We start from the raw sequence: 25,999 nt of genomic DNA on the forward strand, positions 1-25,999 counted from the left end.
ATCTTAAGCTACAAACAGGCCGTGGGAACCACGTGACGGGAAAGGTCAGATGTCAAAGCGTTCAAAAAATAGGTCTTCCAGTAACTCCACGACAGCAATCGTGCCGACTGAAGATCAGAACATTATCGACATTGATGTCGCCTCCGAGATGGAACACTCCTTCTTGGAATACGCCTATTCGGTGATCTACTCCCGCGCCCTGCCAGATGCTCGCGATGGGTTGAAACCCGTCCAGCGTCGCATCTTGTACATGATGGACCAGATGGGGCTGACACCCGATAAGGGTCACGTCAAGTCAGCACGCGTGGTCGGCGAGGTGATGGGTAAGCTCCACCCCCATGGTGATTCGGCCATTTACGACGCGATGGTACGGCTTGCCCAGGGCTTCAACTTGCGTCTTCCCCTTGTTGATGGGCACGGCAACTTTGGTTCAGTCGATGACGGTCCTGCTGCCGCCCGCTACACCGAAGCGCGCATGGCTCCAGCAGCCGTGGCGATGACGGCCAATCTGAATGAAGATACGGTCGATTTCGAGCCCAACTACGACAATCAGATGCAGCAGCCAACCGTGCTGCCCGCTGCCTTTCCCAATCTGCTAGTCAACGGTGCGTCCGGTATTGCCGTGGGGATGGCCACCAACATGGCCCCGCACAACTTGCGTGAGGTCATCGATGCCGCTCGACACTTGATTGAAAACCCGGAGGCCGACACCAAGGCCCTGATGAAATTCGTCCCCGGCCCAGACCTGCCATCGGGAGCCAGAATCGTTGGCTTAGACGGCATCAAAGAGGCCTACGAAACCGGGCGCGGTCGGTTCACCATGCGTGCCACGGTCAACGTTGAACAAGTTTCTGCGCGCCGAACCGGCCTGGTCGTCACCGAACTCCCCTACGGAGTCGGTCCCGAGCGCGTCATCGACCGACTCAAAACCGCCGTCAACACCAAAAAGGTCGCCGGTATCGCCGATGTCATCGACCTGACCGACCGCAACCACGGCCTCAAACTCGTGATCGAGTTGAAGTCGGGTTTCAATCCTCAAGCCGTGCTAGCGCAGTTATACAAGTACACGCCATTGGAGGAGAACTTTGGCATCAATAATGTCACGCTGGTTGACGGCCAGCCCCAGACCCTGGGGCTCAAAGACTTACTCTCGGTCTATGTAGATCATCGGCTGACGGTTGTGCGACGTCGCACCTCTCACCGGTTAGGAAAGCGAAAGGATCGCTTGCACCTGGTCGAGGGATTACTGCTAGCCCTGGTCGATATTGACGAGGTCATTGAGATCATCCGGACCTCGGATGATGCAGCCGCAGCTCGTGAGCGGTTAATGCTGGTCTTTGACCTAACCGAGATTCAGGCCAACCATATTTTGGAACTGCGTTTGCGGCAGCTGACAAAATTCTCCCGACTCGATCTGGAGACTGAGCGCGACGAGTTACTCGCCGCGATCGCGGAGCTAGAAAAAATCCTTGCTTCCGATGCTGTCTTGCGCGAGACCGTCTCTAACGAGCTAGCTGAAGTTGCTGAACAATTCGGCGATGAGCGCCGCACGAAGCTGCTGAAATCGGAAGATCTCGCGCCGGCTGTTACCGCGGTATCGTCGAAGGCCGACCGGCAGGTGGCAGCGTCTGCGCTGTTAGTTCCCGATGACCCATGTTGGGTGTTGCTATCGGCTTCCGGCCGGTTACTCCGCACCCAAGACCGCACCCCCATCATCGCTGCCGGAAGACGACGTCGCCACGATGTCTTCACGTCACTTGTTGCAACGACAGCTCGAGGTGAAGTCGGAGCGCTCACGGATGCCGGTCGAATTCTTCGGGTCAATGTGGTCGACCTTCCCGCAGCCCAGGAGCCGACCGCGACCCCAGCGATGAACGACGGTGTGAAGGCCACCGACTTCTTGACGTTGGAACGCGGCGAACACCTTATTGCCATGGTGCCGCTGAACCAGGTCCTTGCCCTGGGCACGCGCAATGGTGTGGTCAAACGCGTACGGCACGATGATTGGCCCCTGAACCAGGATGAGTTCGAAGCCATCACACTCAAAGATGGCGACAAGGTGGTCGGTGCCAGTGTCGCAGCTCATGACGGTGATCAGTTGGTGTTTATTACCCAAGCCGGGCAACTGCTTCGCTACGCTGCTGAGCTGGTACGACCGCAGGGTCGTTCCGGGGGTGGCGTCGCCGGCATGAAGCTGGTGCAAGACGATAAGGTGCTGTCGTTTTCGGTGGCGCCTGCCAACCAACTCGAAGACTCCGTCGTAGTAACCATCACCGACACGGATGCTGGTATAGAGGATGCGTCGTCGACCGCTAAAGTGACCGCGCTTGATGAATTTGCTCCGAAAGGGCGCAATACGCAGGGGCTGCGAGCGCACCGCATGCTACGCGGTGAGACCGGATTGGCGCTCGCCTGGGCTGGTCCACAACCACTAGCGTCAACCACCGGTGGCGTAGCCCGCGCGCTACCGCAAGATTACTCGGACCGGGACGATTCTGGCATCGTGTTGGACTCGGCCATCGGTGCGATCGGTCTCGGCGGCTCACCAGTGGTCCAATCCGAGAAGACCTCCGAAGGTTCTGTCTGACCTGTTAGAGCTGTACGGCGACCTCGGTGTCGGCAAAGCGTCGATCGTGGGTCACCATGACCACAATTTTGTCGCGCAGCGCGATTTTGAGGTCGTCGAGCAGCTCGGCGGACTCATCGGCGCCTAGGTGAGCGGTGGGCTCGTCTAACAAGATCACCTGAGCGTCTGCTAATAATGCTCTGGCCACGGCCACCCGTTGCCGTTGGCCTCCAGAAATAAAGTGGCCTGAGGGTCCCAGACGGGCATCCAGACCTGCTGGTGCATTTGCCAGCCACTCCCCGAGCCCGACGGTTTCTAACGCCGTTTGGCATTCCTCATCGGTGGGTCGGTGTGCCGGATCTCGTGCTAGCGCAAGATTCGAGCGCAGCGTTGAGTCGAAGAGATAGGCCTCCTGAGGACACCACGCAACGTGTTGGAGCGCGTTCAAAGCGTCTGGCGCATCGGCGGTCAGGCGATACGTTCCGGCTTGTGGCGCTAGAAAGCCCAACAATACTGCCAACAGGGTCGATTTTCCTGCCCCCGAGGGACCCGTGACAACAACGAAGTCACCGGTGGTGGCATGTAACGAGAAGTGGTCGAGGACAGCGGGTTGGGTTTGGCTGTATGACACGGTGACGTCCTGGAGGTTCAAGGCCGTCACCCCGGAGCTGGCTGTCGGTTCCAGTGCAATCCAGTCGGCTTCGCGGTGTGTGTTGGTGTCCAACAGCGGGAGCAATTTGCCCAGCTGGTGGTTGAGGACGCGTGCTTCTTGGGTGGCTTGGTTGAACAGGCCAAAGGGTTCTGCCATGGCCAACATGAGCATGACGACCAGGGCGGTGTTGGGAGCTGAGATGCCGTTGGTGATGGCCACCCACATGGTTTGGACGGCTGCCCATGCTGCAATGAGCGAGGTCAGTCCCTCTCCGAGTCCTGCTGCTGCCGCGCTGCGCTTCAGAGGTGCGGTGGTTTGACGGTCCGCGGTGATGAACGTATTTGCGGCGCGCTGGGCCATCCCGTTGCCGGCCATATCGGCTGCTGCGGTCAACAGGCGGGAGGTGGCCGATACCAGGCCGGTCCGATGGTCGGCTAGGTGTGCGCTGGTTCGTGCATCGACGAGATGGACCACGATGGGTACCACCACAAAGGCTGCAAGGCCCGCCACCGCTGCTGGCCACCATGTCCCTGGAGCCATAAAGGCTACGATCCCGGTTGCGGTCGCCCAGGTGATCAAGGCCGCCGGGATGGGAACCAGGACCCGCGGCACGGCATCGCGTAACTGATCGACGTCTGAGATGAGCACCGAAAGCGCGCCACCCGAGCGAGTCAGTTTGTGCCACTGGGTGGCCTGTGAGCCCAGCGCGTCCCAGACGCGTAAGCGGATTCGGTTGGCCCACGATAGAACCGCGTCGTGGACCGTCAGGCGTTCGGCATAGCGAAAGACAGCCCGTCCGATGCCAAAGAAGCGGACCCCAACGATCACGGCGAGCAGATAGAGGATAGGCGGTTCATAGGAGGCTTGAACGATCAGCCAGCCTGATAGAGCAGACAGCAGGGCAGCCGAGAGCAGTGCGGCCACGGCCCAGCCGATACCGCCAAGGAATTTGGGATTGTTCAGCGGTAGGACCCGCCACCAATCAGCCACGGTCACTCTGCGTCGCGACTGTCGGTGCTCGTCGCCGGTGGGGGCAGCTGTGTTTGAGGGGCTCAGGGTTTGCGGTGTGTGCTGTTCAGCACGTGTAGGCGTGGCGATGCTCTGGCCCAGCAGCTGCTGAGCATCGGCATGGATCAGCGCGTCGTGCGAGGCGACCAGCAGGATCGTGTCCAGGGTGGATCCGTCGGGCAGTCTGCCTTGGGCGAGCGCACGCAGTGTGGTGCGGATGCGGTTGGCCGAGGCGTGGTCGAGGTGGGCAGTGGGTTCATCGAAGACAAGGAACCAGGCGCGGTGGGGCGTGTTTGCGGCTGCAGCAGCGAGTAACCGGGCCAGGACACGAGCAAAGCCCAGTCTGCGCCGTTCCCCTGGGGACAGTTCGTCAATGCGACGGTGTTCGTAACGCTCCAGTCCGGCGGCACGCAGCGAGGTCATCAGGATGTGTGGCATATCCAAGCTCTCCGGTGAGCCACCGAGTTGCTCTATGGTGCCGTATCCGACCATAGTCAGCTCATCGTCGACGCGCTCTGAGACAAACGCCGGGTGCTGCGCCAGATATGCCACCGGACGTCCGGCAAGACCGCCGACGCTTCCGGTGAAGACCGCCTCGGCATCGGTCAACAACCCGGCGAGCGCTTTAAGGATGGTGGATTTTCCTGTACCGGAGGCGTCCCCCATGACTGTGTACTGGCCCGGTCTCAAGTGCATGGACACTGATTGAACTACCGGTGCCAGTTCCTCGACTTCATATGTGGGCACATAATCGGTTTCGGAGTCCTGCTGAGGCGTACTGTCTCGTTTGGCTGCAGCATATTGTTGTGGGGTCAGATACTCTGGGCCAGCTGCCGGCTGGTGTTCGACGCGACGAAGCGCTTTGTACGCAATCGTGAGGTCATCGACAACGATTCGATCGTCGTTCGCAGCAGCGGTGTCTAGGATGTTCGCTAGTGTTGCGGGGACCGGTTGGTTGATATGGGCCCGGGCGCGTTTGAGCGCTTCTACGCCGTCTTCGGAAGCATGGTAGGCCGAGCCGATGTTTCGAAACGGCAGATACACTTCGGCTGCCAGAGTTAGGACCATGATCCCGGCATAGAGGTCCATGGAGCCGTTGACGAGTCGCACACCTATAAACACCGCGATGATCGCCACCGATAAGGTGGAGATGAGCTCGAGCGCCAGTCCCGACATGAAGGCTGCTTTCAGCGTGTTCATCGTGGTGCGTTGATAACCGGCTGAGACTTCTTGGAGCGCTTTGCGTTGCGTGCCGGCCCGGCGTAACCCGACGAGTACGGGCAATCCTCGGGCCAGCTCTAGGAGATGGTGTGACAGTCTATTGAGACCCTCAGCGGCTTCATCGACCCGATGCTCGGTGTATTTGCCGATAAGGATCATAAACATTGGAATGAGTGGGATGGTCAGTACCAGGACTGCCGCACTGATCCAGTCGTGCAGCAGAATCCAAAGGCCCAGACCCAGGGGGATAACCAGGGCTGAAACCAGCGAGGGTAGGAAGTCGGTGTAGTAATCATCGAGGCCGTCGAGACCTTTGGAGGCTAACACGGTGTCTTCCCCCGCACGATCGGCATGGGCGCCCGCTGCAGCTAACCTGTGACGAACCAACTGGGCTCGCAGCTGCTCCTTTTCGCCCAGGGCGGCACGAGTGGCTAAGACCTGTTGGCCCCATTGGGCTATGCCGCGCAGGATCGCTCCGCCAAAACCCAACGCCAAAGTGACCAGGAATTCGCTGCTGGTCGTGTGGTCAATGAGTGACTCGATCAGCCCGGGTGCGGTTTTGGGCGAATTGAATAACAGTTGCAGCAATTGCGCGGCATCGGATGCCGGAAGAGCTGAGGCCAGATGGCTGATCCCGCGGGCCAGTGACGTCGCGATCAGAATCCAGCCAATAAGTTTGACCGCCGCCAGGACGCCGAGTCCGAGCAGGGCTCGACGTCCTGTCTTCGAGGATGGCAGTTCGGGGATCAAACCGGGGTCACCACCGCTGACTCTGGGATGTGTTGGTCATCAAGCCGCCGTCTGAAGGTCCAATAGCTCCAGGCACTGTATGCCAGGACAAGCGGAAAGAAAATGGCGGTCACGACGGCCATGATCGACAGTGTGTAGTCGGATGACGAAGCGGTGGTCACCGTCAGGTTATATGCCTCGTCCAGCGTTGAAGGCAAGACATTGGGAAATAGGGACGTGAAGATGGCTCCGACGCCCAGTGCCACGAAGATGACCATGCCCACAAATGTCAGCCCTTCGCGGCGCTGCCGGGAAGCGACCCATGCGATGAGCATCCCCCCGACGGCCATCGCGAGCATGCCCCACGAGACCACCTTGGGATAGCTCACGATCACGCCGATACTCCACAGCGCTGCGGGCAGCAGATACAGCGGGAGATAGCGTCGAAGGTGACGGTTGCCGGCTTCTCGTGGTGCGCCCAGGGTTTTGAGCGATAAAAACGCCCAACCCATTGCCAGCGAGACGCCTACGACGGCTAGTCCGCCCAGGACCGCCCACCCGTTGAACCACGCAAATGGGCCTCCAACTCGGTCACCGTAGGAGTCCAGTGGCAGACCTGTAGAGGTCAGTGCCAGCATCGCTCCGATAGAAAAAGCAGCGACGAACGACCCGCCGGCCATGCACCAGTCCCAAAGGTTCCGTGCGGTCTGGCTGTGCGACTTGCCGCGATATTCGATAGACACCGCTCGCAAGATCAACGCTAACAAAGCGAAGGTCAGCGGAATGTACAGCCCCGCAAACAATGACGCGTACCAGTGCGGGAACGCCGCAAATGTGGCACCCGCAGCGGTAACTAACCAGACCTCGTTGCCGTCCCAGACGGGGCCAATCGAGTTCAGCAGCACGCGCCGCTGGGATTCGTTCTTAGCCCAACCTTTCATGAGCATCCCGACCCCGAGGTCAAAACCATCCAGAATCAGGTAGCCAATCCACAGCACCGCAATGAGGATGAACCACAACGTTGGAAGAAATTCCATGTTCGTATTACCTTTCTGTTGCTGTGGTTCGCATCAGTATGCGAAGGACAATACATCGGTTGAGGGCTTATCGCGGTCGTCATCGTCGCGCTGCTCATCTGCTAGCAGGTCAGGCATGCCCGCCGGGTGACCACCTTTGGTATATCTGACCAGCAAGACGACTTCGACTACGAGTAACAACGCGTAAATCAGTGTCAAAGCGATCAGGGAGAATAAGATTTCTTCACCACTGACACCCGGGGAAACGGCCGCGGCAGTAAATTGCCACACTTGGTCTACACCGTTGAGGTTTGGCACCACAGTAAAGGGTTGTCGCCCCATCTCCGTGAAAATCCAACCGGTGGAGTTGGCCGCAAAAGGCGCCAGAATCGACAGCCAGGCAAGATTCATCAGCGTCTTGTCATACGGCACCGTCCCCTTGCGTCCGATCCATAGTCCGATCGCTGCGGCCAGGGCTGCTACCCCACCGAAGGTGATCATCAGACGGAAGCCCCAGTAGGTCACCTCCATCACCGGCAAGTAATCAATCTCTGAACCAGCGCGCTCGCCGTACCGTGGGTCATCGGGCAGATGGGTTCCGAAAGCTTCCTCGTATTTGGGGATCAACGAGTTGACGCCCTCTACGGGTGTCTCAAAATCGTTATGAGCTAGGAAGGACAGCAGTCCTGGGATTTCGAAGACACCGACCACATCGTCACAGGTGGTGGCTCCGCCGCCGTCTCGGCTGGCCACCGATAGGACTGAGAAGCCGGTCCCGTCGTGGCATGCCGCTTCTGCTGAGGCCATTTTCAAAGGCTGTTGTTCGATCATCATCTGAGCCTGGGTGTGACCAGTAAACGCCGTGCCGAGAAAGGCGACGATGGCAATCCAGCCGCCCCAACGGAAGGAGGTGCGCCACCCCCTGTAGTCGATTTCATCGCGCGCCTTGGATCCGGTAGACCCCACAATCACATATCCTTCGGCGTCGACGGTATCGATACCGTCTTTGCGGCGTTTCCATAAGTGATACCAGGCGATACCTAACAGCATGGAGCCGGCCACTGCCAGGGCACCGAAAATGGTATGTGGGAAGTGGATCAGCAGGGTTGGGTTCGTCATGACGGCCCAGAAGTCGACCATTTGTGCGCGACCGTTGACCAGTTCGACGCCCACCGGATGTTGCATGAACGCGTTAGCGGCCAGAATGAAATACGCCGAGATCACGGATCCCAGGACGGCTAACCACAACACGGCTAAGTGAATGCCGGGGCGAACTCTGCCCCAACCAAAGAGCCAGATGCCGATAAAGACTGACTCGAGAAAGAACGCAATGAGCGCCTCCATGGCTAAAGGAGCGCCGAACACGTCACCGACAAAGCGGGAGTATTCACTCCAGGCCATGCCGAATTGAAATTCCTGAACCAGACCGGTGGCAACCCCCATGATGAAGTTAATCATGAAGATCTTGCCCCAGAACTTGGTCATGCGCAGATATTGTTCTTTACCTGTACGGTGCCATGCGGTCTGCATGGCTACCAGCACGATGCCCAAGCCGATAGTCAACGGCACCATAAGAAAGTGATAAACGGTTGTAATCCCGAATTGCCACCGGGCCACTTCAAGAGGATCCATGAGGGTCCCTCCCCCCACCGGCCAAGGCTCGCCGGTGCTCGCAATTGTTAATATCAAGTTGCGCTAGATCACACTGTGACTAGACGATTCACAACTCAATAGAGGCGACATCGGCGCCTCGAGCTCCATAATACTCGCAATTCTACGCAATGTAGAAATGCGTCTACGCAGCGTAGAATTGAATCTACGTAATGTAGAACTCTCGGCATGGTCCCGCTATACTGGCAAACGAGATCTCACGTAGTGCTGTTCGCGACACCACTCACTCACACCGCGCACAGTCATGGTTATGAAAGAAGGGACATCATTGGGCGAGCTAGAACGAGCCATCATGGATTTGCTCTGGGATGCGACTGAGCCGCAAACAGCTAACGAAGTGCGCGACACCCTGGCGGAACGCCAGGACAACACACCAGCAATTACCACCGTGCTCACGGTACTGGGACGATTGCACAAAAAAGGCTTCGTCCTCAAGGACGATGCACGCCGCCCCCACGAGTTTTCTGCGGCTACCAGCCGTGAGGAACACACTGCTCAGCTACTCAACGAAGTGCTCGGCTCCGCGGTCGATAAACGCGCCGTGTTAGCCCGTTTCATCGGCGGTATTGACCCCTCGGATGCTCGCACCCTGCAGCATTTGCTGAGCTCGCGCAACGACTAGCACCTTGATGCCGGAGGCCTACTCTGACCCCGTACCTGCTTGCACTGCTGGCCATATTGCTCGCATGGCCAGTTCCTCTGTGGCTCAAGCACGCGAAATGGCCCTCTAAAGCACCAGGGGCTGCGCTGGTCTTGTGGCAAGCTATTGGCATAAGCGGTGGGCTTGCTCTGGTGACCGCCCCACTGACGTGGGGACTGCAGCCCTTCGGGCCGGGAATTGCTCCCGCGCTGGTCGAGCTCTGGCAGGTATTTACTACACAAGGGCTCAACGCTGTCCTGACAGATTCACGGTGGCACCCATTCGGGTTAGCTGGCATCACGTTGGGCCTGCTGCTTTTTGGGCACCTTTTCCTAGTTCTGATTCACACTGCCTATCGCACGTTTCGGCAACGCAAGAAACACCGCGAATTCGTCGAAATTCTCGCGGCTTCTGTAAAAGAAGAGCACGGTCTAAACCAGGCTGTGTCGAGTGGCACGCGAATCTTGCCTGTCGAACACCCCCTGGCCTACTGCTTGCCCGCTATCAATCAGCCGCTCACTGTCGTATCGCAAGGTCTGTTAGAAGAACTGACCCCCGATGAGCTAGCTGCTGTGCTGGCACACGAGTCGGCCCACCTGACGCAACGCCATGATCTGCTGCGCCTGGCGTTTGAAGCATGGCACAAGGCAGCACCCTGGTTCCCTGCTACGGGAGTCGCGGTGCAGGAAGTCACCGAACTCACCGAAATCATGGCCGATGACTCCGCCTTAGTTGATCACAACCGCAACGACCTCACTGCCGCACTAGCCTTCACGGCACACGAACCAGGCGACCAGCCCGCCTCGAACGCGCAGCGTGCCACTGCAGCTGACAGCGAAGTCGCCTCGCGCCGTATCAGGCGACTAACCGACCCAGAAAAGCCTCTGGGTTCATGTAAAGTTGGCCTGGTTATAATCACCGCTGGGCTGCTTGTGACTGTGCCAGCTGCGATCAGCCTGATATGACACCCACCACTAACTCTCTGTCGGCGAAACTAAGCTGCCAGGTGATGACGTGGCATGCGAATCGCGTGGCTAATCAAACCGCGCTAAGCTGAGAAGTTATGACAAGTCAATCTATTGGTGTCCGAGCACTGTTTTCTCACACCAATATTGAACGGAATTAAACAGAAATGGACAGGCCAACGTGAGTTCTAACGCGGTTTCAATTCATCACAATGCGGCATTACTTTCTGTGGTAGAAGTGACCGCTCCGGTCGAAGTCACCTCTGACATGATCGATGAGCGCCTTGCAGCCGTTCTGAAACGTTTGCGACTGCCAAAACGCCTTCTGCAACGAGTCGCTGGCGTGAAGGCTCGTCGGATGTGGGAAGCCCCAGAAGATTACCTTGCCGGTGCTGCCCAAGCTGGTGTCAAAGCACTGGCCGAAGCTGGCGTTACGCCAGATGCGGTGGGGCTGCTCATCAATACCTCCGTGACCCGCACACAACTGGAACCGGCCGTCTCTGTGCGGATCCATGACATGATGGGACTGTCGCCCTCCGCGACGAACTTTGACATCACCAATGCCTGTCTGGGTTTTGTCAACGGCATGGATCTTGCCGCGACACTGATTGATGCCGGCCAAATTGACTACGCGGTCGTTGTTGCCGGCGAAGACGCAATAAACCTGCAAGAGGCAACCCTTAAAAACCTGCTCTCGGACCGCACCACGCGCGACAACTTCATGGAGCAGTTTGCTTCCCTGACCTTGGGATCTGGAGCGGCTGCAGCAGTTCTAGGACGAGCAGATCGTCACCCTGAAGGCCACCGAATTCTTCGCGGAGTCACACGTGCTGGGACTCAGCACAACGGCTTGTGCCAGGGTGGCCGTGAAGGGATATACACCGATTCCGGAGCGCTATTGGAAAACGGGCTCGAGTTAGTGATGGACGCTTGGAACGACACACCCGCCGACTGGGACTGGGCCAACATGGACCGCTACATCACGCATCAGGTGTCTCAGATGCATACCGATGCGATCATCGAGTCGGCCGGTATTGCACGCGAAAAGATCCCGACAACATTCCCCCAGCTGGGTAACATTGGTCCAGCTGCGTTGCCAATTACCTTAGCCAGAGAATTGGATACGCTAAATATTGGTGACCGAGTCCTGACCATGGGTGTCGGATCCGGTCTAAATGTCGCAATGCTAGAAATAGAGTGGTGAACCCCTTTTGCTGATCTCTCCCAAACCGGCACATCTTCCACAGTCCATCGTTGACCTTGAACAGCTGCCGGGGTGGGACTCCCGATGGTCGAGACTGATCGATGTCGACACTATTGATGGCACACGGCAGTTTCACGTGCTCGATAACGGCCCGGTACTGGCCGAGCTTGGGATTCCAGCGGAGGACGTTGACGCGATTATCGTTGCTGTCCACGGCAACCCCACCTGGTCTTATATGTGGCGTCGCGTCGCTCAAGCAGGCATAGACGCAGCCCAGGGCAACCTCGACCTCGGACCGGGTGCTGGGCGAGCTCCGGTTGTTCGGGTGATAGCGCCGGATCAGCTCGATATGGGCTTTTCTGAACGCTTGGCCCACGAAACGTGGCCCACCGTCGGGCTCACTCCCATCACGTATCGCACCCTTGAGGAGCGTATCGCCGACCTGGATGCGCTCCTTGCCACCTTGCTGACCGACTCTGATGTGCCGCTCTATACGCTGGGGCACGACTGGGGTGGGGTCGTGTCGCTCGGCTGGGCTACAGACCACAAACGACGATCAGCCGGTTCAGGGTTGCAGCCTGCCGGCATGATCGCTTTGAATACCGCCGTCTGGCATGACGAAGACGACCCTATCCCGGCTCCGCTGCAAGCGGCCCTTGCCGGTCCATTGCTTGCCGGTTCGACAATTGCCACCTCAGCATTTTTAGACACCACGCTGGTGCTGGGACAGCCCGCATTGTCCGACACCGTAAAAACCGCCTACAAGGCGCCCTACCAAAACCGGAACCAACGCGGCGGCATCGGTGGCTTTGTGGCAGACATTCCCGCATCCCGGGGACACCGGTCACGAACAGCGCTTCGTTCCGTGGCCCAGAACCTTGCCGCCACACAGACACCGGCGCTGCTGCTGTGGGGGGCTAAAGACCCCGTCTTTGTGGATCGATATCAACATGATCTGTTATCGCGAATTTCACACGTCGATATTCACCGGTATGACACCGCCGGACATCTTCTCGCTGAAGACCGCGACATCGTAGAGCCAATTTTTGGGTGGATTCAGCAACAACTCTGGGGAAACAACCGACCTGCGCCCGCTGAGGCTGCACCCCGCGGCTCCCATGCTGTCGGCGAATACACTCCGTTGTGGAACTTCCTGGACCAATGGGCCACCTCTGACGAGAAAGCCATGGTTGATATGACGGTCACCGATCGCCACGGGGACCCCTTCGCAGTCTCCTGGCGACAGCTGTCTTCCATCGTCAATGCCATGGCTGTGGGATTGCGAGAAGCCGGGATGCGCCCCGGCGACCGAGTTTCGATGTTGGTCGAACCAGGCCGAGACCTCACCGCCGCACTCTATGCGGTGCTTCGGGTCGGTGGCGTAGCAGTAGTCGCTGACGCCGGATTAGGCCTGGAAGGCATGACCAGAGCTATCAAATCTGCGGCCCCGCAATGGATCATCGGCGAAACCCCTGGACTCACGTTGGCCCGCGCTGCCAACCTACCGGGGAAACGAATAAGCATGCGTAGCCTGGATCCTGTGGCACATCGCCTGCTGGGGTTGACCGGGTCCATGTATCGGTTCGCAACGCGATACGCCGGGCAGCGATTCACCGCGACCCTGGCTCATCCAGACCCAGACCCACAAGCAGACGCCGCAGTGTTATTTACCTCCGGGTCGACCGGCCCCGCAAAAGGCGTACGCTATACGCATCAGAAGCTCTCGGCTCTAACGCAACGATTGCAAACGACTCTCAAGGTCAAACCCGGATCGAGCCTGTTAGCTGGATTCGCGCCATTTGCACTGTTGGGTCCCGCCATCGGTGCCACCTCGGTGACCCCGAAGATGTCGGTTACCAAACCCGCAACTCTGACAGCCACCGCGCTTGCCGATGCGGCCATTGCCGGGGATGCCACGATGGTTTTTGCGTCCCCGGCAGCTTTACGCAATGTCGTCGACACTGCTCACGAACTCAATGGCATCCAACGGGTAGCTTTGCAACGAGTCTCAATGTTGCTCTCGGCAGGAGCACCGGTGCCTGTCACCCTCATGGACGAAGTCTTAGAGCTCGTCCCCGATGCTGAGTTCCACTCCCCTTACGGGATGACCGAATCGCTGCTCATTTCGGATATTGATCACCATACGCAACACGACATCGCAACGCAGCCTGATCGCGGCGTTTGCGTCGGCAAGCCGCTGGATGTGGTCCGTGTCGCCATGGCACCGCTAGATTTCTATGGTCGAGCTTCTGATGACTTAGTAGAAGGCGAGGCTGCTGTAGGTAAACTTTCCGAGATCGTCATCTCGACTCCACATATGCTGGCCGGCTACGACAAGCTCTACAACACCAACCGTCAAACGCGGGTCGACTCGTTAGATGGTTTGCAATGGCACCGCACTGGCGACATTGGACACTTCGATGCCGAGGGCAGGCTGTGGATCGAAGGCCGTACCCACCACATTGTGACCCCACCGACCGGTGTGCTCGGGCCCGGCGGTCCTGAAGACGACATCCAACGACTCCCAGAACTCAATCGAGTGGCCATCGTTGGGGTCGGACCGGTAGGCACCCAAGCTATCGTGGCCGTGGTCGAACCACACGATTCGGACATCAAACCCGGTTTAGCTCCGACTGAACTCACCGACGCGGTCCGCGCTGCCACGGATGTCGATATCGCCGCAGTCCTAGTCACTGACCACGTTCCAGTCGATATCCGCCATAACTCCAAAATTAACCGCCCGGTCCTGGCGCAGTGGGCTGCACAGGTGCTGGCCGGAGAAAAGGTGAGTGCCCTAGCATGAAAATTTCACCCACCATCGCTGAATACCACACCGGTGATTATTCCGGCCACCGGGTCCTGGTGACCGGTGCCTCCGGAGTTCTCGGCTCAGGTGTCGCACACGCCCTTATGTCAGCTGGGGCAGCAGTAACCGTACTGCAACGCTCCCCCTCGGGTATATCGGGTGTTCGCGAAATCCAAGGTTCCATCACTGACCCAAACACTGTGGCGGCAGCCGTGAGCGGGATCGACTCCGTCATACATATCGCTGCGAAAGTTTCTGTCTCAGGGCCCTTGGCTGAATACGAGCAGGTCAACGTGGAAGGCACCCGTCTGCTGCTGAACGCCGCCCAGGACGCCGGCGTGCAACGCTGGGTGCACATCTCCTCGCCTTCTGTGGCACATAGTGGGTCATCCATCATAGGTGCTGATGCGCAGCCGGCCGATCCTGCCACCGCACGCGGTCACTATGCTGCGACCAAAGCCGCAGGGGAACTCCTAGCGCTGGCAGCAGACTCTCCTGCTTTTCGGGTGCTTGTCCTGCGGCCCCATCTGATGTGGGGGCCGGGTGACACGCAGCTGACTGAGCGCATAATCGATCGGGCAAAACAAAATCGCTTGCCACTTCTGGATGGCGGTACGGCCCTGGTGGACACGTTGTTTTCAATCAACGCGGTCGAGGCCATCGTGGCCGGGCTCGATGCTGTCGATAGAGTCCATGGCGAGGCGTTAGTCCTGACGAACGGTCAGCCACGCCCCATCGGAGAAATGATCCGGAGGATCGCTGTCGCTGGTGGAGCTCAGGAACCCACACTGAACTTGCCTTCTGGACTTGCTAAGGCCGCAGGCTCGCTCATCGAGATCTTCTGGGATGCCGAGCAACGCGGGGATGAGCCTCCCATTACTCGCTTCTTGGCAGAGCAGATGTCGACAGCGCATTGGTTCGACCAGCGCAGAACCCAAGAAGTCCTGCGTTGGCGACCTCGTATCTCACTGGCGGAAGGCTTTGAGCTGACTCGCCAGTACTACAACCCCTAGGCGTCGATCTCTTCGCGGTCGAGCTCTTCAGCGCCAGAGATGATGAAGTCTCGCCGGGGTGCTACATGCCGACCCATCAAGAGTTCAAAGATCTCTTCGGCTTTCTCCGTCTCTTCGATATTTACTCGGCGTAGCATGCGGTAGCGCGGATCCATAGTGGTTTCGGATAGCTGATCAGCATCCATCTCACCCAGACCCTTGTACCGCTGAATCGGCTCTTTGATCTTGCGACCTTCTGCTGCCAGGCGATCCAATACTTCGTGAAGCTCTTGTTCAGAGTACGTGTAAATGACCTCGTTAGGTTTTGACCCTGGGTTCACAACTTCCACACGATGTAAGGGTGGGACGGCGGCATACACTCGGCCGGCTTCCACCATCGGGCGCATGTATCGGAAAAACAAGGTGAGCAACAAGGTTCGGATATGGGCACCGTCCACATCGGCATCGGTCATCAAAATCACTTTGCCGTACCGAGCTTCGGAAAGATCGAAGCTGCGTCCCGAGCCGCCTCCGACTACTTGAATGAGCGCAGAGGACTCAGCATTATTGAGCATCTCACCGACTGAAGCTTTTTGAACATTGAGAATCTTGCCCCGAATCGGTAGCAATGCTTGGTAGTCCGAAGAACGAGCCAGCTTTGCGGTGCCCAGCGCCGAATCACCTTCGACGATGAATAGCTCGGTATTTTCTACCTCGTTGGAGCGGCAGTCGGCCAATTTCGCGGGCAACGATGAAGTTTCCAGGGCTGTTTTGCGTCGCTGATTTTCTTTGGCGGTTCGAGCCATGATGCGTGACTTCATTTCGGCCACGACTTTTTCCAACAGGGCATCGACCTGCTGCTTCTCAGCACGCTTGCGAGACTGCAGAATCTCACTCAGTCGATCAGCTACGACCTTTGATACGATCTGTCGCGCCGCAGGTGTCCCAAGTACCTCCTTGGTCTGACCTTCGAACTGTGGTTCAGCAAGCCGAACCGTGACAATAGCGGTGAGACCGGCCAAAATATCATCTTTTTCGACACGGGTATTCCCTGCTTTGAGGCGCCGGGCGTTGCTTTCGACCGCCTTCCGAAATACGCGTGTGAGAGCCTGCTCGAAGCCAGTGTTATGTGATCCACCTTTGGGCGTGGCGATGATGTTCACAAAACTGCGGATCTTCGTGTCGTAGCCGACGTCCCACCGCAGTGCGACATCAACCTCGCAGGTTCGCTCGACATCTTGCATGTGAGCCTGTCCGGAGCTATCCAATACCGGGACCCGCTCGGTGAAGTTCCCTTCGCCGTGTAAGCGCCAGACGTCGGTAACCGGGTTCAACTGTGATAGGTGTTCAACGAATTCAGCAATGCCGCCATCGAATTGGAAGACCTCTTCGTGGGTCCCATGCTCGCCGGCGGTACCAGCTAGACGTCGTTCATCTCGTACTGCAATACGTAGACCAGGGATTAAGTATGCGGTTTGACGGGCCCGTTGTTCGAGTTCTTCATACAGAAAAGTCGCTTCGGGAGTGAAGATCTGGGTATCTGCCCAGTACCGCACTTTGGTACCGGTACGTCCCCGTTTGGCTTTCCCGACGACGGCCACTTCAGCACCGGTCTCTTGAGGCGTAAATTCGGCGTCGGGGCGAGGCTTGCCCTGGTCTGAAAAATGCCCTGGCTTACCGCGCTGGAAACTGAGTTGATGGACTTTTCCGCCTCGGATCACCTGTACGTCAAGCCGTGACGATAAAGCGTTGACGACGGCAGCCCCTACACCGTGAAGCCCGCCGGCTGCAGCATACGAATCGGAGCTGAACTTACCACCGGCGTGAAGTTTCGTGAACACTACTTCGACACCAGATAAGCCGGTCCGAGGTTCGATGTCGACCGGGATACCACGACCGTTATCTTCGACTTCAACCGAGCCGTCAGCAAACAATGTGATCTCAATAGACTGGCCGTAACCAGCTAAGGCTTCGTCCACCGAGTTATCGATAATTTCCCACAAGCAATGCATTAACCCGCGAGAGTCTGTCGACCCAACGTACATGCCGGGGCGCTTGCGCACGGCTTCCAAACCTTCTAAGACAGAAAGGTTGCGTGCGCTGTACTCGGATGTTTTGACCACGTGGTGTTTGTCCCTTTCGGAGGCAGTTCGATTGGCACGGCATTGTCGAGCGGAATCGCAGAAGTTCAGATGCCGTTTACGTTTCAATTGTCATTAGTAAGAATAACGGGTTGACCGCTGGGATGGATGTTTTTGGAGCTGTCTTGAACTATAAGCCGAATTGGGCGGAGCGAGCTTTCGCCGCTCGCGTATGGCGTTCACCAGATCTTTGCGAAAGCTCAAGGAACTGGCAATATAGACCCACTTGGTCATGCATGCATGACCGTATTGCATAGTGAGCATACGCTTTGTTCGCCGGTGGCTAGGTCAGCATCTTCGGGCATAAACCAGATAATCGGTGCGTTGTTCTACACAGCAATAAAATAACCTGTCAGGATGGAAGGACCAACCTAACAGAGTTTGGACCACAAATTAGGAGGCCCAATGTCCACGGCAACTAGTCTTGAGCAACCTACCCTCAACGCCGCCGATCGTTGCGACCGTTGCGGAGCCCAAGCTTACGTTCGTGCAGTACTACCATCGGGTGGCCAACTGTACTTCTGTGCTCACCATGCGCGCCAGGTTGAAGAGAGCCTTCGTCCACAAGCCGCCATGTGGCAGGATGAAACCAGTCGTCTCGAGGAAGAACGTTCTACAAGCTTATAATCGAAGCTACGTGAAGCTTCGGACTTAATAACAGCATATTTGCGTCAAGAAAAAATCCGGGCCGTTCCCATATTGGGAAACGACCCGGATTTTTTTGTTCCTCTATAAGAAACTTCGAGAGCAGCAAGCATTTATAGCGTCGCTGCCCTCAGCGGATCCTGTCGGTTTACTCGAGGTAGTCGCGCAGCACCTGCGAGCGTGATGGGTGGCGAAGTTTCGACATGGTCTTTGATTCGATCTGACGAATACGTTCACGGGTGACACCGTACACTTTGCCGATTTCATCCAATGTCTTGGGCTGTCCGTCAGTCAAACCGAAGCGCATCGCCACGACGCCAGCTTCGCGTTCTGACAAAGTATCGAGCACCGAATGTAGCTGTTCCTGCAGCAACGTGAAGCCCACCGCATCAGCTGGCACGACAGCCTCAGAGTCTTCGATGAGGTCACCGAACTCAGAGTCACCGTCTTCACCCAGTGGGGTGTGCAGTGAGATTGGCTCGCGTCCATATTTTTGAACTTCGATGACCTTTTCAGGTGTCATATCGAGTTCAGTACCCAACTCTTCAGGAGTGGGCTCACGGCCGAGATCCTGCAACATCTGACGCTGCACACGTGCCAGTTTGTTGATCACTTCTACCATGTGCACCGGAATACGAATGGTGCGAGCCTGATCGGCCATGGCACGGGTGATCGCCTGACGAATCCACCACGTGGCATAGGTCGAGAACTTGAAGCCTTTCGTGTAGTCGAATTTTTCGACTGCACGGATGAGACCGAGGTTTCCTTCTTGAATGAGGTCTAAGAAGAGCATGCCTCGACCGGTGTAGCGTTTTGCCAGCGATACCACGAGTCGTAGGTTGGCTTCCAACAGGTGGTTTTTCGCACGGCGGCCATCAGCGATAATCAGTTGCATGTCGCGCCGTAGCCGCGCATCAGTGATCTCGTCCTGTTGCATTTTGTGCTCAGCATAGAGTCCGGCTTCAATGCGAGTGGCAAGATCTACTTCTTCTTCGGCATTAAGAAGCGCGACTTTCCCGATCTGCTTCAGATAGTCCTTGACCGGGTCCGCTGTGGCACCAACGATGTTGACTGCTCTTTGCTGAGGAGCATCTTCTTCGGTTTCAGAAACAACGAAGCCGCCGGCCCTGATCGCGGATGCCACGTCGGGTTTCTCGGGACCCGCTGTTTCTTTGATCTCAGCTACTTCGTCGTCTTCGGCCAGGTCTTCTGGCTCGTCTACTGGCTCTTCAACGTCCTCGTCAACCGCCACAACGTCATCTTCAACATCATCAAGTGCGTCTTCCTCAACGACGATGTCATCTTCTTCATCAATCACTGGATCATCAGAAACCATAGATGCCTTCTTACCATTGGCGGTAGCGGCTGCCTTCTTTGCAGTCCCGTCGGCTGTGGCCTGCTTCGCAGTAGTTTTCCTGGCAGTCGCCTCTTTTGGAGTAGTAGTCACTCAGGTCCTTTCCTCATTGGCAGCCGTATGAGTAGTAAGCTCACACACGATCAACACACCTATGACCCTGTCAAGTCCATGTTGAAGTAATCACTGTTTCCGTCAAACGCCAGATGCGTTTGACCGTCGCAGGATCCATGGATGCAGGGTCTCTGGTGTGTATAACGCGCAAGGTGATGGAATTGTTCCCATCGTGACAAAAACTTTGGAAAAGTTTTCCACACAGCCGTTAGAACAAGACATTATGCCACAATCTCAGGGATTTCGAGAGGCTTCAGGCTGAAGCCTATGCGGCGTGTTGCGGACTCCAGGCGCAGTCTACGCGAATGGCCCACTCGGCGACTGTCCCAAGCTCGAGAAGTCGTTCTAAAATCACGAGCAATTGATCAGCTGGAAAGTGCTTGCGCGCTTGTCGAACATATGTGAGGGCGACACTGCCGCGACCGCGAACCCACTCGATCCATACCAACATTCCGGCAAGCGCACCTGCCGACCGCCCATCGGATAGTGGCAGCAGCAGACGACATAACCGCTCTAGTTCAGCGATACGCTGCCAGTTCGGAGCCCGTTGAGACCGCCCTTTCAGGCCTTCTTGCACTGTCGTTCCGTCAGAGAGATTGCCATGGACCTCAGCAATGGCGGCCAGCTGTGCAGGGAATGTGTGAAGTCCTACCATTCCTTTGATCGCGGTTGGAAGGTCAAAACAGGCTATCGCCACTAGCGCATCACGGATAGCTCGATGCTCAACCGCTGACAGCAGTTGTGCCACCTGATCCGAGTGGAGCATGGCGGGTCCTGCGCTGAGTCGCTGGTCCCATAGCTGCAACCAATTCAGGACCACCTGCGGGCGGTGGAGCAGAAGCTCCTGGGTATCTGGCTCTTCTTGGGTAAGTTCCGTAGCGGTTGGCGGGAAGACGAGCGGTCGAGGCGTGTTATCCGGCTTTGCGTCTGAGTCTTCGCGCGGAGCCAGCGCTTGGTAAATTTCAGTTGCTTGAGGATCACCAATCGGCTCTCCTTGCACGACACATTCGATGGTCTCAGGACATCGGAGGTGCCACAACATCTCATGATGTATCAACCATGATTCCTGCACAGGTATGCCCTGGAGCGCGAATTGGGCGGAAATAACGGAATTGGCCGTGCCCATCACTGCGAGCGCTTGTTGGTCTGACACCGTGACATCGTCGGCGATGTAGATCACGAGACAGGACGTTGTGGAGGGCTCCCGCGCCATGACCTCGCCGAGCTGCCGACCTATGCTGATGAACTCTAATTCTTGGTCTTCTGTCATACCGAAGTCCATATAGGTCACGCTTTCAGGCGTATCACAGCGTGCCATGTGTTGGAGGCTCTCAGGGAGGTCGCACCGGACGACGGTCGACATTTGAGTGTCGGCGAAGGCCACGACCGCTATAGAGTTGCGCGGCTGAAATCCTAGGGTGCACGCAATATAGGCTAAGACATCCGCTGAGGTGTCGACCTGCAATGGCTGTGAGGCTTGGGGGTTTGGTTCTTGTCTGTTAGCACCGGGCGCTTCAGAGGGTACTGCAAATAATGGGGTGGGTTTTGAAAAAAGATCGGATTGAGATTCAGGATAGTCCGGGTGGTTTTTGTAGTGATCCATGCCTACAGCATGAATCACATGTCACAATTCCAGTCGGTCAGGTGCGCTGAATGTGGAAAACTCAAATCCGCTAATTTACAAAGGATGCCACTTGCGAATTACTCTGCATCGGGCTTTGGTTCATCGTCCTGATCGGGATCGTCCTCTGGGGCAACAAAGCCTAACGATTCTGGATCGACCTCTGAGCGCGAGGGCCGCATGGGGTCCGTGGAGGGGCGTTTTTGTTCGAGTTGGCCGCTATCCAGTAGTGCGGAATGATCATCTGCATCTAGGCCAGCATCATCGCGTTGGGCATGATCACTCAAGTAAGACTCGACCGCTGAACCAATCTCATCGGCATCTGGCATCTGCTCATTCGGTTTGAGCAATAAACTCCGGGCTTGGTGCTCCTGCGCATAGGCATCAAAACGCTCTTCCAAGCGCTCCAACATTGCAGAGATTTCTGGTCGGTTTTGCACCTGTGCGGCGATCTGTCGCTCCACTTCCCGACCCGATTCACGCAGTTCTTCACTGGGCAGCATCAAGTCCATTGCGGCTCCGACATACTCCAGGGCCGCTACAGCAGCTTGGGGATATGTGGCGTCCGCTAGATAATGGGGCACATGAAGGGTGTATCCGCTCACTTTGTGTCTTGCCTCAGCAGCACGTAATTCAAGAAGCTGCGCCGCACCGGCGGCGATCCGGCCTTCTGGAGCCCAGGTGGCTAACCCTTCGAGAAGTTCCTGTGCGTTCCCGTGTGTTGTCACACCGAGAGGGCGGGTGTGAGGAACTGGCAATGGGATCGCATCGACAAAGGTGACGAGGTTGACTTCGAGTTGTTCTACCAGGAGCATGACGGCGGCGACGAAGCGATCCCACTGATAATCCGGCTCTGGCCCACTAAGCATGAGGAAGGGTTTCTGCATCTGATCTTTGAGCAGGTGTAACTCTAATTCCGGAGCTTCGTAGTCGAAGAATTGCTCGCCATCGAAGCGCAAGTGCGGTCGCCGGGCCCGATAGTCAAGCAACTGGTCCGTGTCGAACGTGGCGATCCGTTGATGATCCAAACGCTCCAATAAGACATTTTCTAGCTGAGTAGATACGTTGCCGGCGTCCAAGTAGCCCGAAAACACGACCAGGAGGTCTAGGCCATGTAATGCGGGGCCTTCCTCGTCCGATGCATCACGAGCTTGTGTTCCAGAGAGGAGTTCTTTAGCTGAAGACGACAATCGGATGAGATCAATCGGATCAAGCATGCAAATTCCTCACTGTTTCGGGATGGTGTCTTCCAACATTAGACGCTATTGAGCACAACGTAGTGGATCCACCGCTTATTCCGTCACCGTTTCGGGGCTGCCTCGTTATGATGGAGTGACCATCCATTGTTATTCCGTTATCAAAAGGACGTGATTACGTGGCCCAAAACGCCGCCGCCACAGATTTCATTGCGGATTTTACCGCTCAACTGACCGCGATCGATACCCTTGACTCGACCGACGCGCTCGTGGTCGGGGTGCAGTCCACCGATGATGGCCCCGTCATCGTGGCTCCAGGCCTCGATGAAAACACTGTCGCAGGGTTGCAAGAGCAGCTCGAAGCACTGGGCTTTAAAGGGAAACTTGACGAAGTAGCGAAGGTCGCTGGCTCGGCAACCGATTTTGAGGCCAAGGTCGTGGTGCTCACTGGGTTGGGGTCCACGGAAACTCCACCACAGGGTACACCGCAGCTTGATAACTCCGCTCCCGGCACCTTGTCTGCTGAAGCCCTCCGTCGTGCCGCTGGCGCAGCCACCGCGAAACTCACCGGCCACTCCCCGATCACTATCGCATTACCAGCTGATAGCGCCGCGCGCGTCACAGCGATTGCCGAGGGTGCCACGCTTGGCACGTACTCATTTGCGGGCTACAAATCTTCGAACGATGAGGAGACGGACGCTTCGTCAACGACCGAGCTGCAGATTCTTGCTTCGGTGGCCGACGCCGATGCGCTGGTTGAACGCGCCGGAATCGTTGCTCGTGCGACATTCATTGCACGCGATCTAGTCAATACGGCACCTTCTCACCTCTATCCCGCGACCTTCGCTGACGAGATCGAAGCGCTAGTCGACCACTCGAAAATCAACGTCACCATTTACGATGAAGCCGCCTTAGCGGAAGGCGGCTTCGGTGGGCACCTGGGTGTCGGTCAAGGCTCAGCTAATCCCCCACGGTTAGTCAAACTGGAATACGCCCCAGCCAACGCCAAGGGTCACGTTTCTCTGGTTGGCAAGGGAATTACGTTTGATACCGGTGGCATTTCGCTCAAACCTGCCGGGTCGATGGAAACCATGAAATCGGATATGGCCGGCGCCGCGACTGTCGGTGCCGTAGTCCATGCCGTGGCGGAGCTGGGCCTCGATATTAAGGTCACCGGCTGGCTAGCGATGGCGGAGAACATGCCTTCGGGTACCGGAATCAAACCATCCGATATCCTCACCATTCGGGGTGGCACCACCGTCGAGGTCATGAACACTGATGCCGAAGGCCGTCTGGTCTTAGCTGACGCCCTCGTGGCTGCCACTGAGGAAAACCCTGACGTGGTGGTTGATATCGCCACATTGACCGGCGCAGCGATGGTAGCTCTTGGAAACCGCACCACCGGCCTCATGGGCGCACAGCAAGTGCGAGCCGAGCTATCCCAAGCTGCAGCCACCACCGGTGAGACGGTGGTCGAGGTGCCGATTCCAGAAGAAGCTCGTGCAGGTTTCGACTCTAACGTTGCCGATATGAAAAACACCGGCGAACGGTACGGTGGAATGCAGGGCGCAGCAGCGTTCTTACGCGACTTCGTCGGAGAGACGCCATGGGCACATCTGGATATTGCGGGACCGTCCTTCAATGATTCCTCGCCGAGAGGTTACACCCCGAAAGACGCAACCGGAACCATGGTTCGCACGCTCGTGGAATTTGTCACCAATCGAGCACAATAACAGCACCTAATTACTGCGTCGGGACCGTTAGCTCAAAGCGGTCCCGACGCAGATTGATGCCATACGTCACTGCGGGTTTTCTAGCTTCAGTCGGCTGACAAAAGTTAACGTGGTACAGGTTATGGATCAAGGGGTCAGCGAGCCTATAAGGTTAAGTAGAAGTGTCCAAACTGCCCTGGTAACTCCAGATTGAGCAGAAACCGGACGCATGGTTGGAAACCACAGACGAGGACAATGCGGGGCGAACCTCCGCACAGATGAGGAGCATCAATCGTGACTGAAACCGCTACAGAATTCGACGTACTAATTCTCGGCGGTGGATCCGCCGGTTATGGTGCGGCCCTGCGCGCCGTACACCATGGACTAACCGTTGGTCTCATTGAACGAGACAAGGTTGGTGGCACTTGCCTCCACTGGGGTTGTATTCCAACCAAGGCCTACTTACACGCAGCTGAAGTTGCTAACGCGGCTAAAGACTCTGAGAAATTCGGCGTAAAAGCCTCGTTCGATAGCGTCGACATGGCGGCCGTTCGGAAATACAAAGACAATATTGTCGACGGTAAATTCAAAGGTCTGCAAGGCCTATTGAAAATGCGCAAAGTCACCACCATTGCTGGTAACGGTCGGTTAGTTTCCGAGAATCAGATCGATGTGGATGGCACCGTCTACACCGGAAAACACATCATCCTCGCCTCGGGTTCCGTTTCCAACACCATGGGTTTGACCATTTCCGACCGCGTGCTCACTTCTACCGAAGCCCTCGAACTCGACTACACACCAAAATCAGCCATTGTGCTTGGCGGCGGGGTCATTGGTTCCGAGTTCGCCTCGGCGTGGAACTCATTCGGCGTGGAGGTCACCATCATCGAGGGCCTCGATTCGCTGGTACCCAACGAGGATCCAACGATCGTCAAGCAACTGACTCGGAACTTCCGCAAGGCCGGGATCAAATCAAATCTCGGCGTCTTCTTCGAAAACGTTGAAGAAACCGACAATGGCGTCAAAGTCACCCTCGCTGATGGCAAGGAATTCGAAGCAGAAATTTGCCTTGTCGCCACCGGTCGCAAACCCAATACTGAAAATATGGGTTATGAGGATGTCGGTGTCTCCATGGACGGCGCCCACGTCGCCGTCGATGATCGCCTGCACACCGGCGTGGGCAATATCTATGCCATTGGTGACATCGTCAAAGGCAAGCAGTTGGCACACCGTGGCTACCAACACGGTAACTTCGTGATCGAAGAGATTATGGGCAACAATCCGCTCAAGGTCGAAGATCGCAATATTCCCGGAGTGACGTTCACAACCCCAGAAATTATCTCCGTGGGAATGACAGAGCCAGCCGCTCAAGAAGAATTCGGGAAAGACAACGTCGAAACGGTCGAGTACAACCTGGCCGGGAATGGTAAATCATCGATTATCGGCACCGGCGGTCTCATCAAGTTGGTTCGTCAGAAACATGGACCAATTGTCGGAGTCCACGGAATCGGCGATCGTATCTCGGAACAAATTGGTGAAGCACAGCTGATCGTCAACTGGGAAGCATACCCAGAGGACGTCGCCCACTTCATCCATGCTCACCCAACGCAAAACGAGTCGCTGGGTGAAGCAGCAATGATGCTCAACGGGTTCCCGTTGCACGCCTAGTCCACCTGGTGGCTTGCCACCAACGCATCAAGCACCGAACGTGTGAGCATTCGAAGAGGAATAGAGAGGAAACCGGAC

16 protein-coding genes are annotated in these 25,999 nt (G+C 57.0%); 9 read left to right on the forward strand and 7 right to left on the reverse strand.

The genetic code is table 11. From position 1 onward, the window contains the following. The first annotated feature begins 49 nt into the window (after positions 1-49). A complete protein-coding gene (locus J2S62_RS07645; RefSeq protein ID WP_310173255.1) occupies positions 50-2,587 on the forward strand; it encodes a DNA gyrase/topoisomerase IV subunit A in 2,538 nt (845 codons plus the stop codon). A gap of 4 nt (positions 2,588-2,591) precedes the next feature. Here the strand turns inward: J2S62_RS07645 and cydC are convergent, their stop codons facing one another. From cydC to J2S62_RS07660, 3 genes are read right to left on the reverse strand one after another with little or no spacing between them, the layout of a single operon-like run. Continuing rightward, a complete protein-coding gene (cydC, locus tag J2S62_RS07650; RefSeq protein WP_310173257.1) occupies positions 2,592-6,197 on the reverse strand; it encodes a thiol reductant ABC exporter subunit CydC in 3,606 nt (1,201 codons plus the stop codon). After that, on the reverse strand, positions 6,194-7,213 hold the full coding sequence (gene cydB / locus J2S62_RS07655; RefSeq protein WP_310173259.1) for a cytochrome d ubiquinol oxidase subunit II: 1,020 nt from the start codon (positions 7,211-7,213) through the stop codon (positions 6,194-6,196). Before cydB ends, cydC begins: the two co-directional genes overlap by 4 nt. 33 nt (positions 7,214-7,246) lie before the next feature. Further along, positions 7,247-8,824, reverse strand: a complete 1,578-nt coding sequence (locus J2S62_RS07660; RefSeq protein ID WP_310173261.1) for a cytochrome ubiquinol oxidase subunit I — start codon at positions 8,822-8,824, stop codon at positions 7,247-7,249. A 289-nt stretch (positions 8,825-9,113) separates the two neighbouring features. Between J2S62_RS07660 and J2S62_RS07665 the strand changes: the two genes are divergently transcribed. From J2S62_RS07665 to J2S62_RS07685, 5 genes are all read left to right on the forward strand, one after another. Further along, the gene (locus J2S62_RS07665; protein WP_407649927.1) at positions 9,114-9,485 is read left to right on the forward strand and encodes a BlaI/MecI/CopY family transcriptional regulator; all 372 of its coding nucleotides are present in this window, start codon (positions 9,114-9,116) and stop codon (positions 9,483-9,485) included. 131 nt (positions 9,486-9,616) lie between these two features. Next, the gene (locus J2S62_RS07670; protein ID WP_310173267.1) at positions 9,617-10,468 is read left to right on the forward strand and encodes a M56 family metallopeptidase; all 852 of its coding nucleotides are present in this window, start codon (positions 9,617-9,619) and stop codon (positions 10,466-10,468) included. Between the two features lie 181 nt (positions 10,469-10,649). Further along, the gene (locus tag J2S62_RS07675; protein ID WP_310173269.1) at positions 10,650-11,672 is read left to right on the forward strand and encodes a 3-oxoacyl-ACP synthase III; all 1,023 of its coding nucleotides are present in this window, start codon (positions 10,650-10,652) and stop codon (positions 11,670-11,672) included. A gap of 7 nt (positions 11,673-11,679) precedes the next feature. After that, positions 11,680-14,475 carry an alpha/beta fold hydrolase gene (locus J2S62_RS07680; RefSeq protein ID WP_310173272.1) on the forward strand — a complete coding sequence of 932 codons (2,796 nt, stop codon included), beginning with the start codon at positions 11,680-11,682 and terminating at the stop codon, positions 14,473-14,475. Continuing rightward, on the forward strand, positions 14,472-15,491 hold the full coding sequence (locus tag J2S62_RS07685) for an NAD-dependent epimerase/dehydratase family protein (protein WP_310173275.1): 1,020 nt from the start codon (positions 14,472-14,474) through the stop codon (positions 15,489-15,491). The genes J2S62_RS07680 and J2S62_RS07685 overlap by 4 nt, the downstream gene beginning before the upstream one ends. On the opposite strand, the gene J2S62_RS07690 is transcribed toward J2S62_RS07685, so the two are convergent. Beyond that, positions 15,488-17,593, reverse strand: coding sequence for a DNA gyrase/topoisomerase IV subunit B (locus tag J2S62_RS07690; protein ID WP_310173277.1), 2,106 nt, complete (start codon positions 17,591-17,593; stop codon positions 15,488-15,490). The two genes, J2S62_RS07685 and J2S62_RS07690, sit on opposite strands and share 4 nt — an antisense overlap. Positions 17,594-18,016: 423 nt before the next feature. Here J2S62_RS07690 and J2S62_RS07695 point away from each other — a divergent pair, with 423 nt between their 5' ends. Then, positions 18,017-18,238 carry a DUF7455 domain-containing protein gene (locus J2S62_RS07695; protein WP_310173279.1) on the forward strand — a complete coding sequence of 74 codons (222 nt, stop codon included), beginning with the start codon at positions 18,017-18,019 and terminating at the stop codon, positions 18,236-18,238. Between the two features lie 166 nt (positions 18,239-18,404). Here J2S62_RS07695 and J2S62_RS07700 read toward each other — a convergent pair whose 3' ends face one another. From J2S62_RS07700 to J2S62_RS07710, 3 genes are all read right to left on the reverse strand, one after another. Next, positions 18,405-19,703, reverse strand: coding sequence for an RNA polymerase sigma factor (locus J2S62_RS07700; RefSeq protein WP_310173281.1), 1,299 nt, complete (start codon positions 19,701-19,703; stop codon positions 18,405-18,407). A gap of 286 nt (positions 19,704-19,989) precedes the next feature. Further along, positions 19,990-21,327 carry a DUF4192 family protein gene (locus tag J2S62_RS07705; RefSeq protein WP_310173283.1) on the reverse strand — a complete coding sequence of 446 codons (1,338 nt, stop codon included), beginning with the start codon at positions 21,325-21,327 and terminating at the stop codon, positions 19,990-19,992. Between the two features lie 98 nt (positions 21,328-21,425). Continuing rightward, a complete protein-coding gene (locus tag J2S62_RS07710; RefSeq protein ID WP_310173285.1) occupies positions 21,426-22,562 on the reverse strand; it encodes a PAC2 family protein in 1,137 nt (378 codons plus the stop codon). A gap of 158 nt (positions 22,563-22,720) precedes the next feature. Between J2S62_RS07710 and J2S62_RS07715 the strand changes: the two genes are divergently transcribed. After that, positions 22,721-24,274, forward strand: coding sequence for a leucyl aminopeptidase (locus tag J2S62_RS07715; protein WP_310173287.1), 1,554 nt, complete (start codon positions 22,721-22,723; stop codon positions 24,272-24,274). A 273-nt stretch (positions 24,275-24,547) separates the two neighbouring features. Beyond that, positions 24,548-25,921, forward strand: a complete 1,374-nt coding sequence (lpdA, locus tag J2S62_RS07720) for a dihydrolipoyl dehydrogenase (protein ID WP_310173290.1) — start codon at positions 24,548-24,550, stop codon at positions 25,919-25,921. Positions 25,922-25,999 lie beyond the last annotated feature (78 nt).

This window comes from Enteractinococcus fodinae, from assembly GCF_031458395.1.
Classification (GTDB): domain Bacteria; phylum Actinomycetota; class Actinomycetes; order Actinomycetales; family Micrococcaceae; genus Yaniella; species Yaniella fodinae.

Coding starts and splice junctions, on each gene's coding strand:
- J2S62_RS07695 (WP_310173279.1), top strand. CDS start 18,017: ATGTCCACGGCAACTAGTCTTGAGCAACCTACCCTCAACGCCGCCGAT.
- J2S62_RS07665 (WP_407649927.1), top strand. CDS start 9,114: ATGAAAGAAGGGACATCATTGGGCGAGCTAGAACGAGCCATCATGGAT.
- J2S62_RS07710 (WP_310173285.1), bottom strand. CDS start 22,562: ATGCTTGATCCGATTGATCTCATCCGATTGTCGTCTTCAGCTAAAGAA.
- J2S62_RS07645 (WP_310173255.1), top strand. CDS start 50: ATGTCAAAGCGTTCAAAAAATAGGTCTTCCAGTAACTCCACGACAGCA.
- cydB (WP_310173259.1), bottom strand. CDS start 7,213: ATGGAATTTCTTCCAACGTTGTGGTTCATCCTCATTGCGGTGCTGTGG.
- J2S62_RS07660 (WP_310173261.1), bottom strand. CDS start 8,824: ATGGATCCTCTTGAAGTGGCCCGGTGGCAATTCGGGATTACAACCGTT.
- J2S62_RS07685 (WP_310173275.1), top strand. CDS start 14,472: ATGAAAATTTCACCCACCATCGCTGAATACCACACCGGTGATTATTCC.
- J2S62_RS07705 (WP_310173283.1), bottom strand. CDS start 21,327: ATGGATCACTACAAAAACCACCCGGACTATCCTGAATCTCAATCCGAT.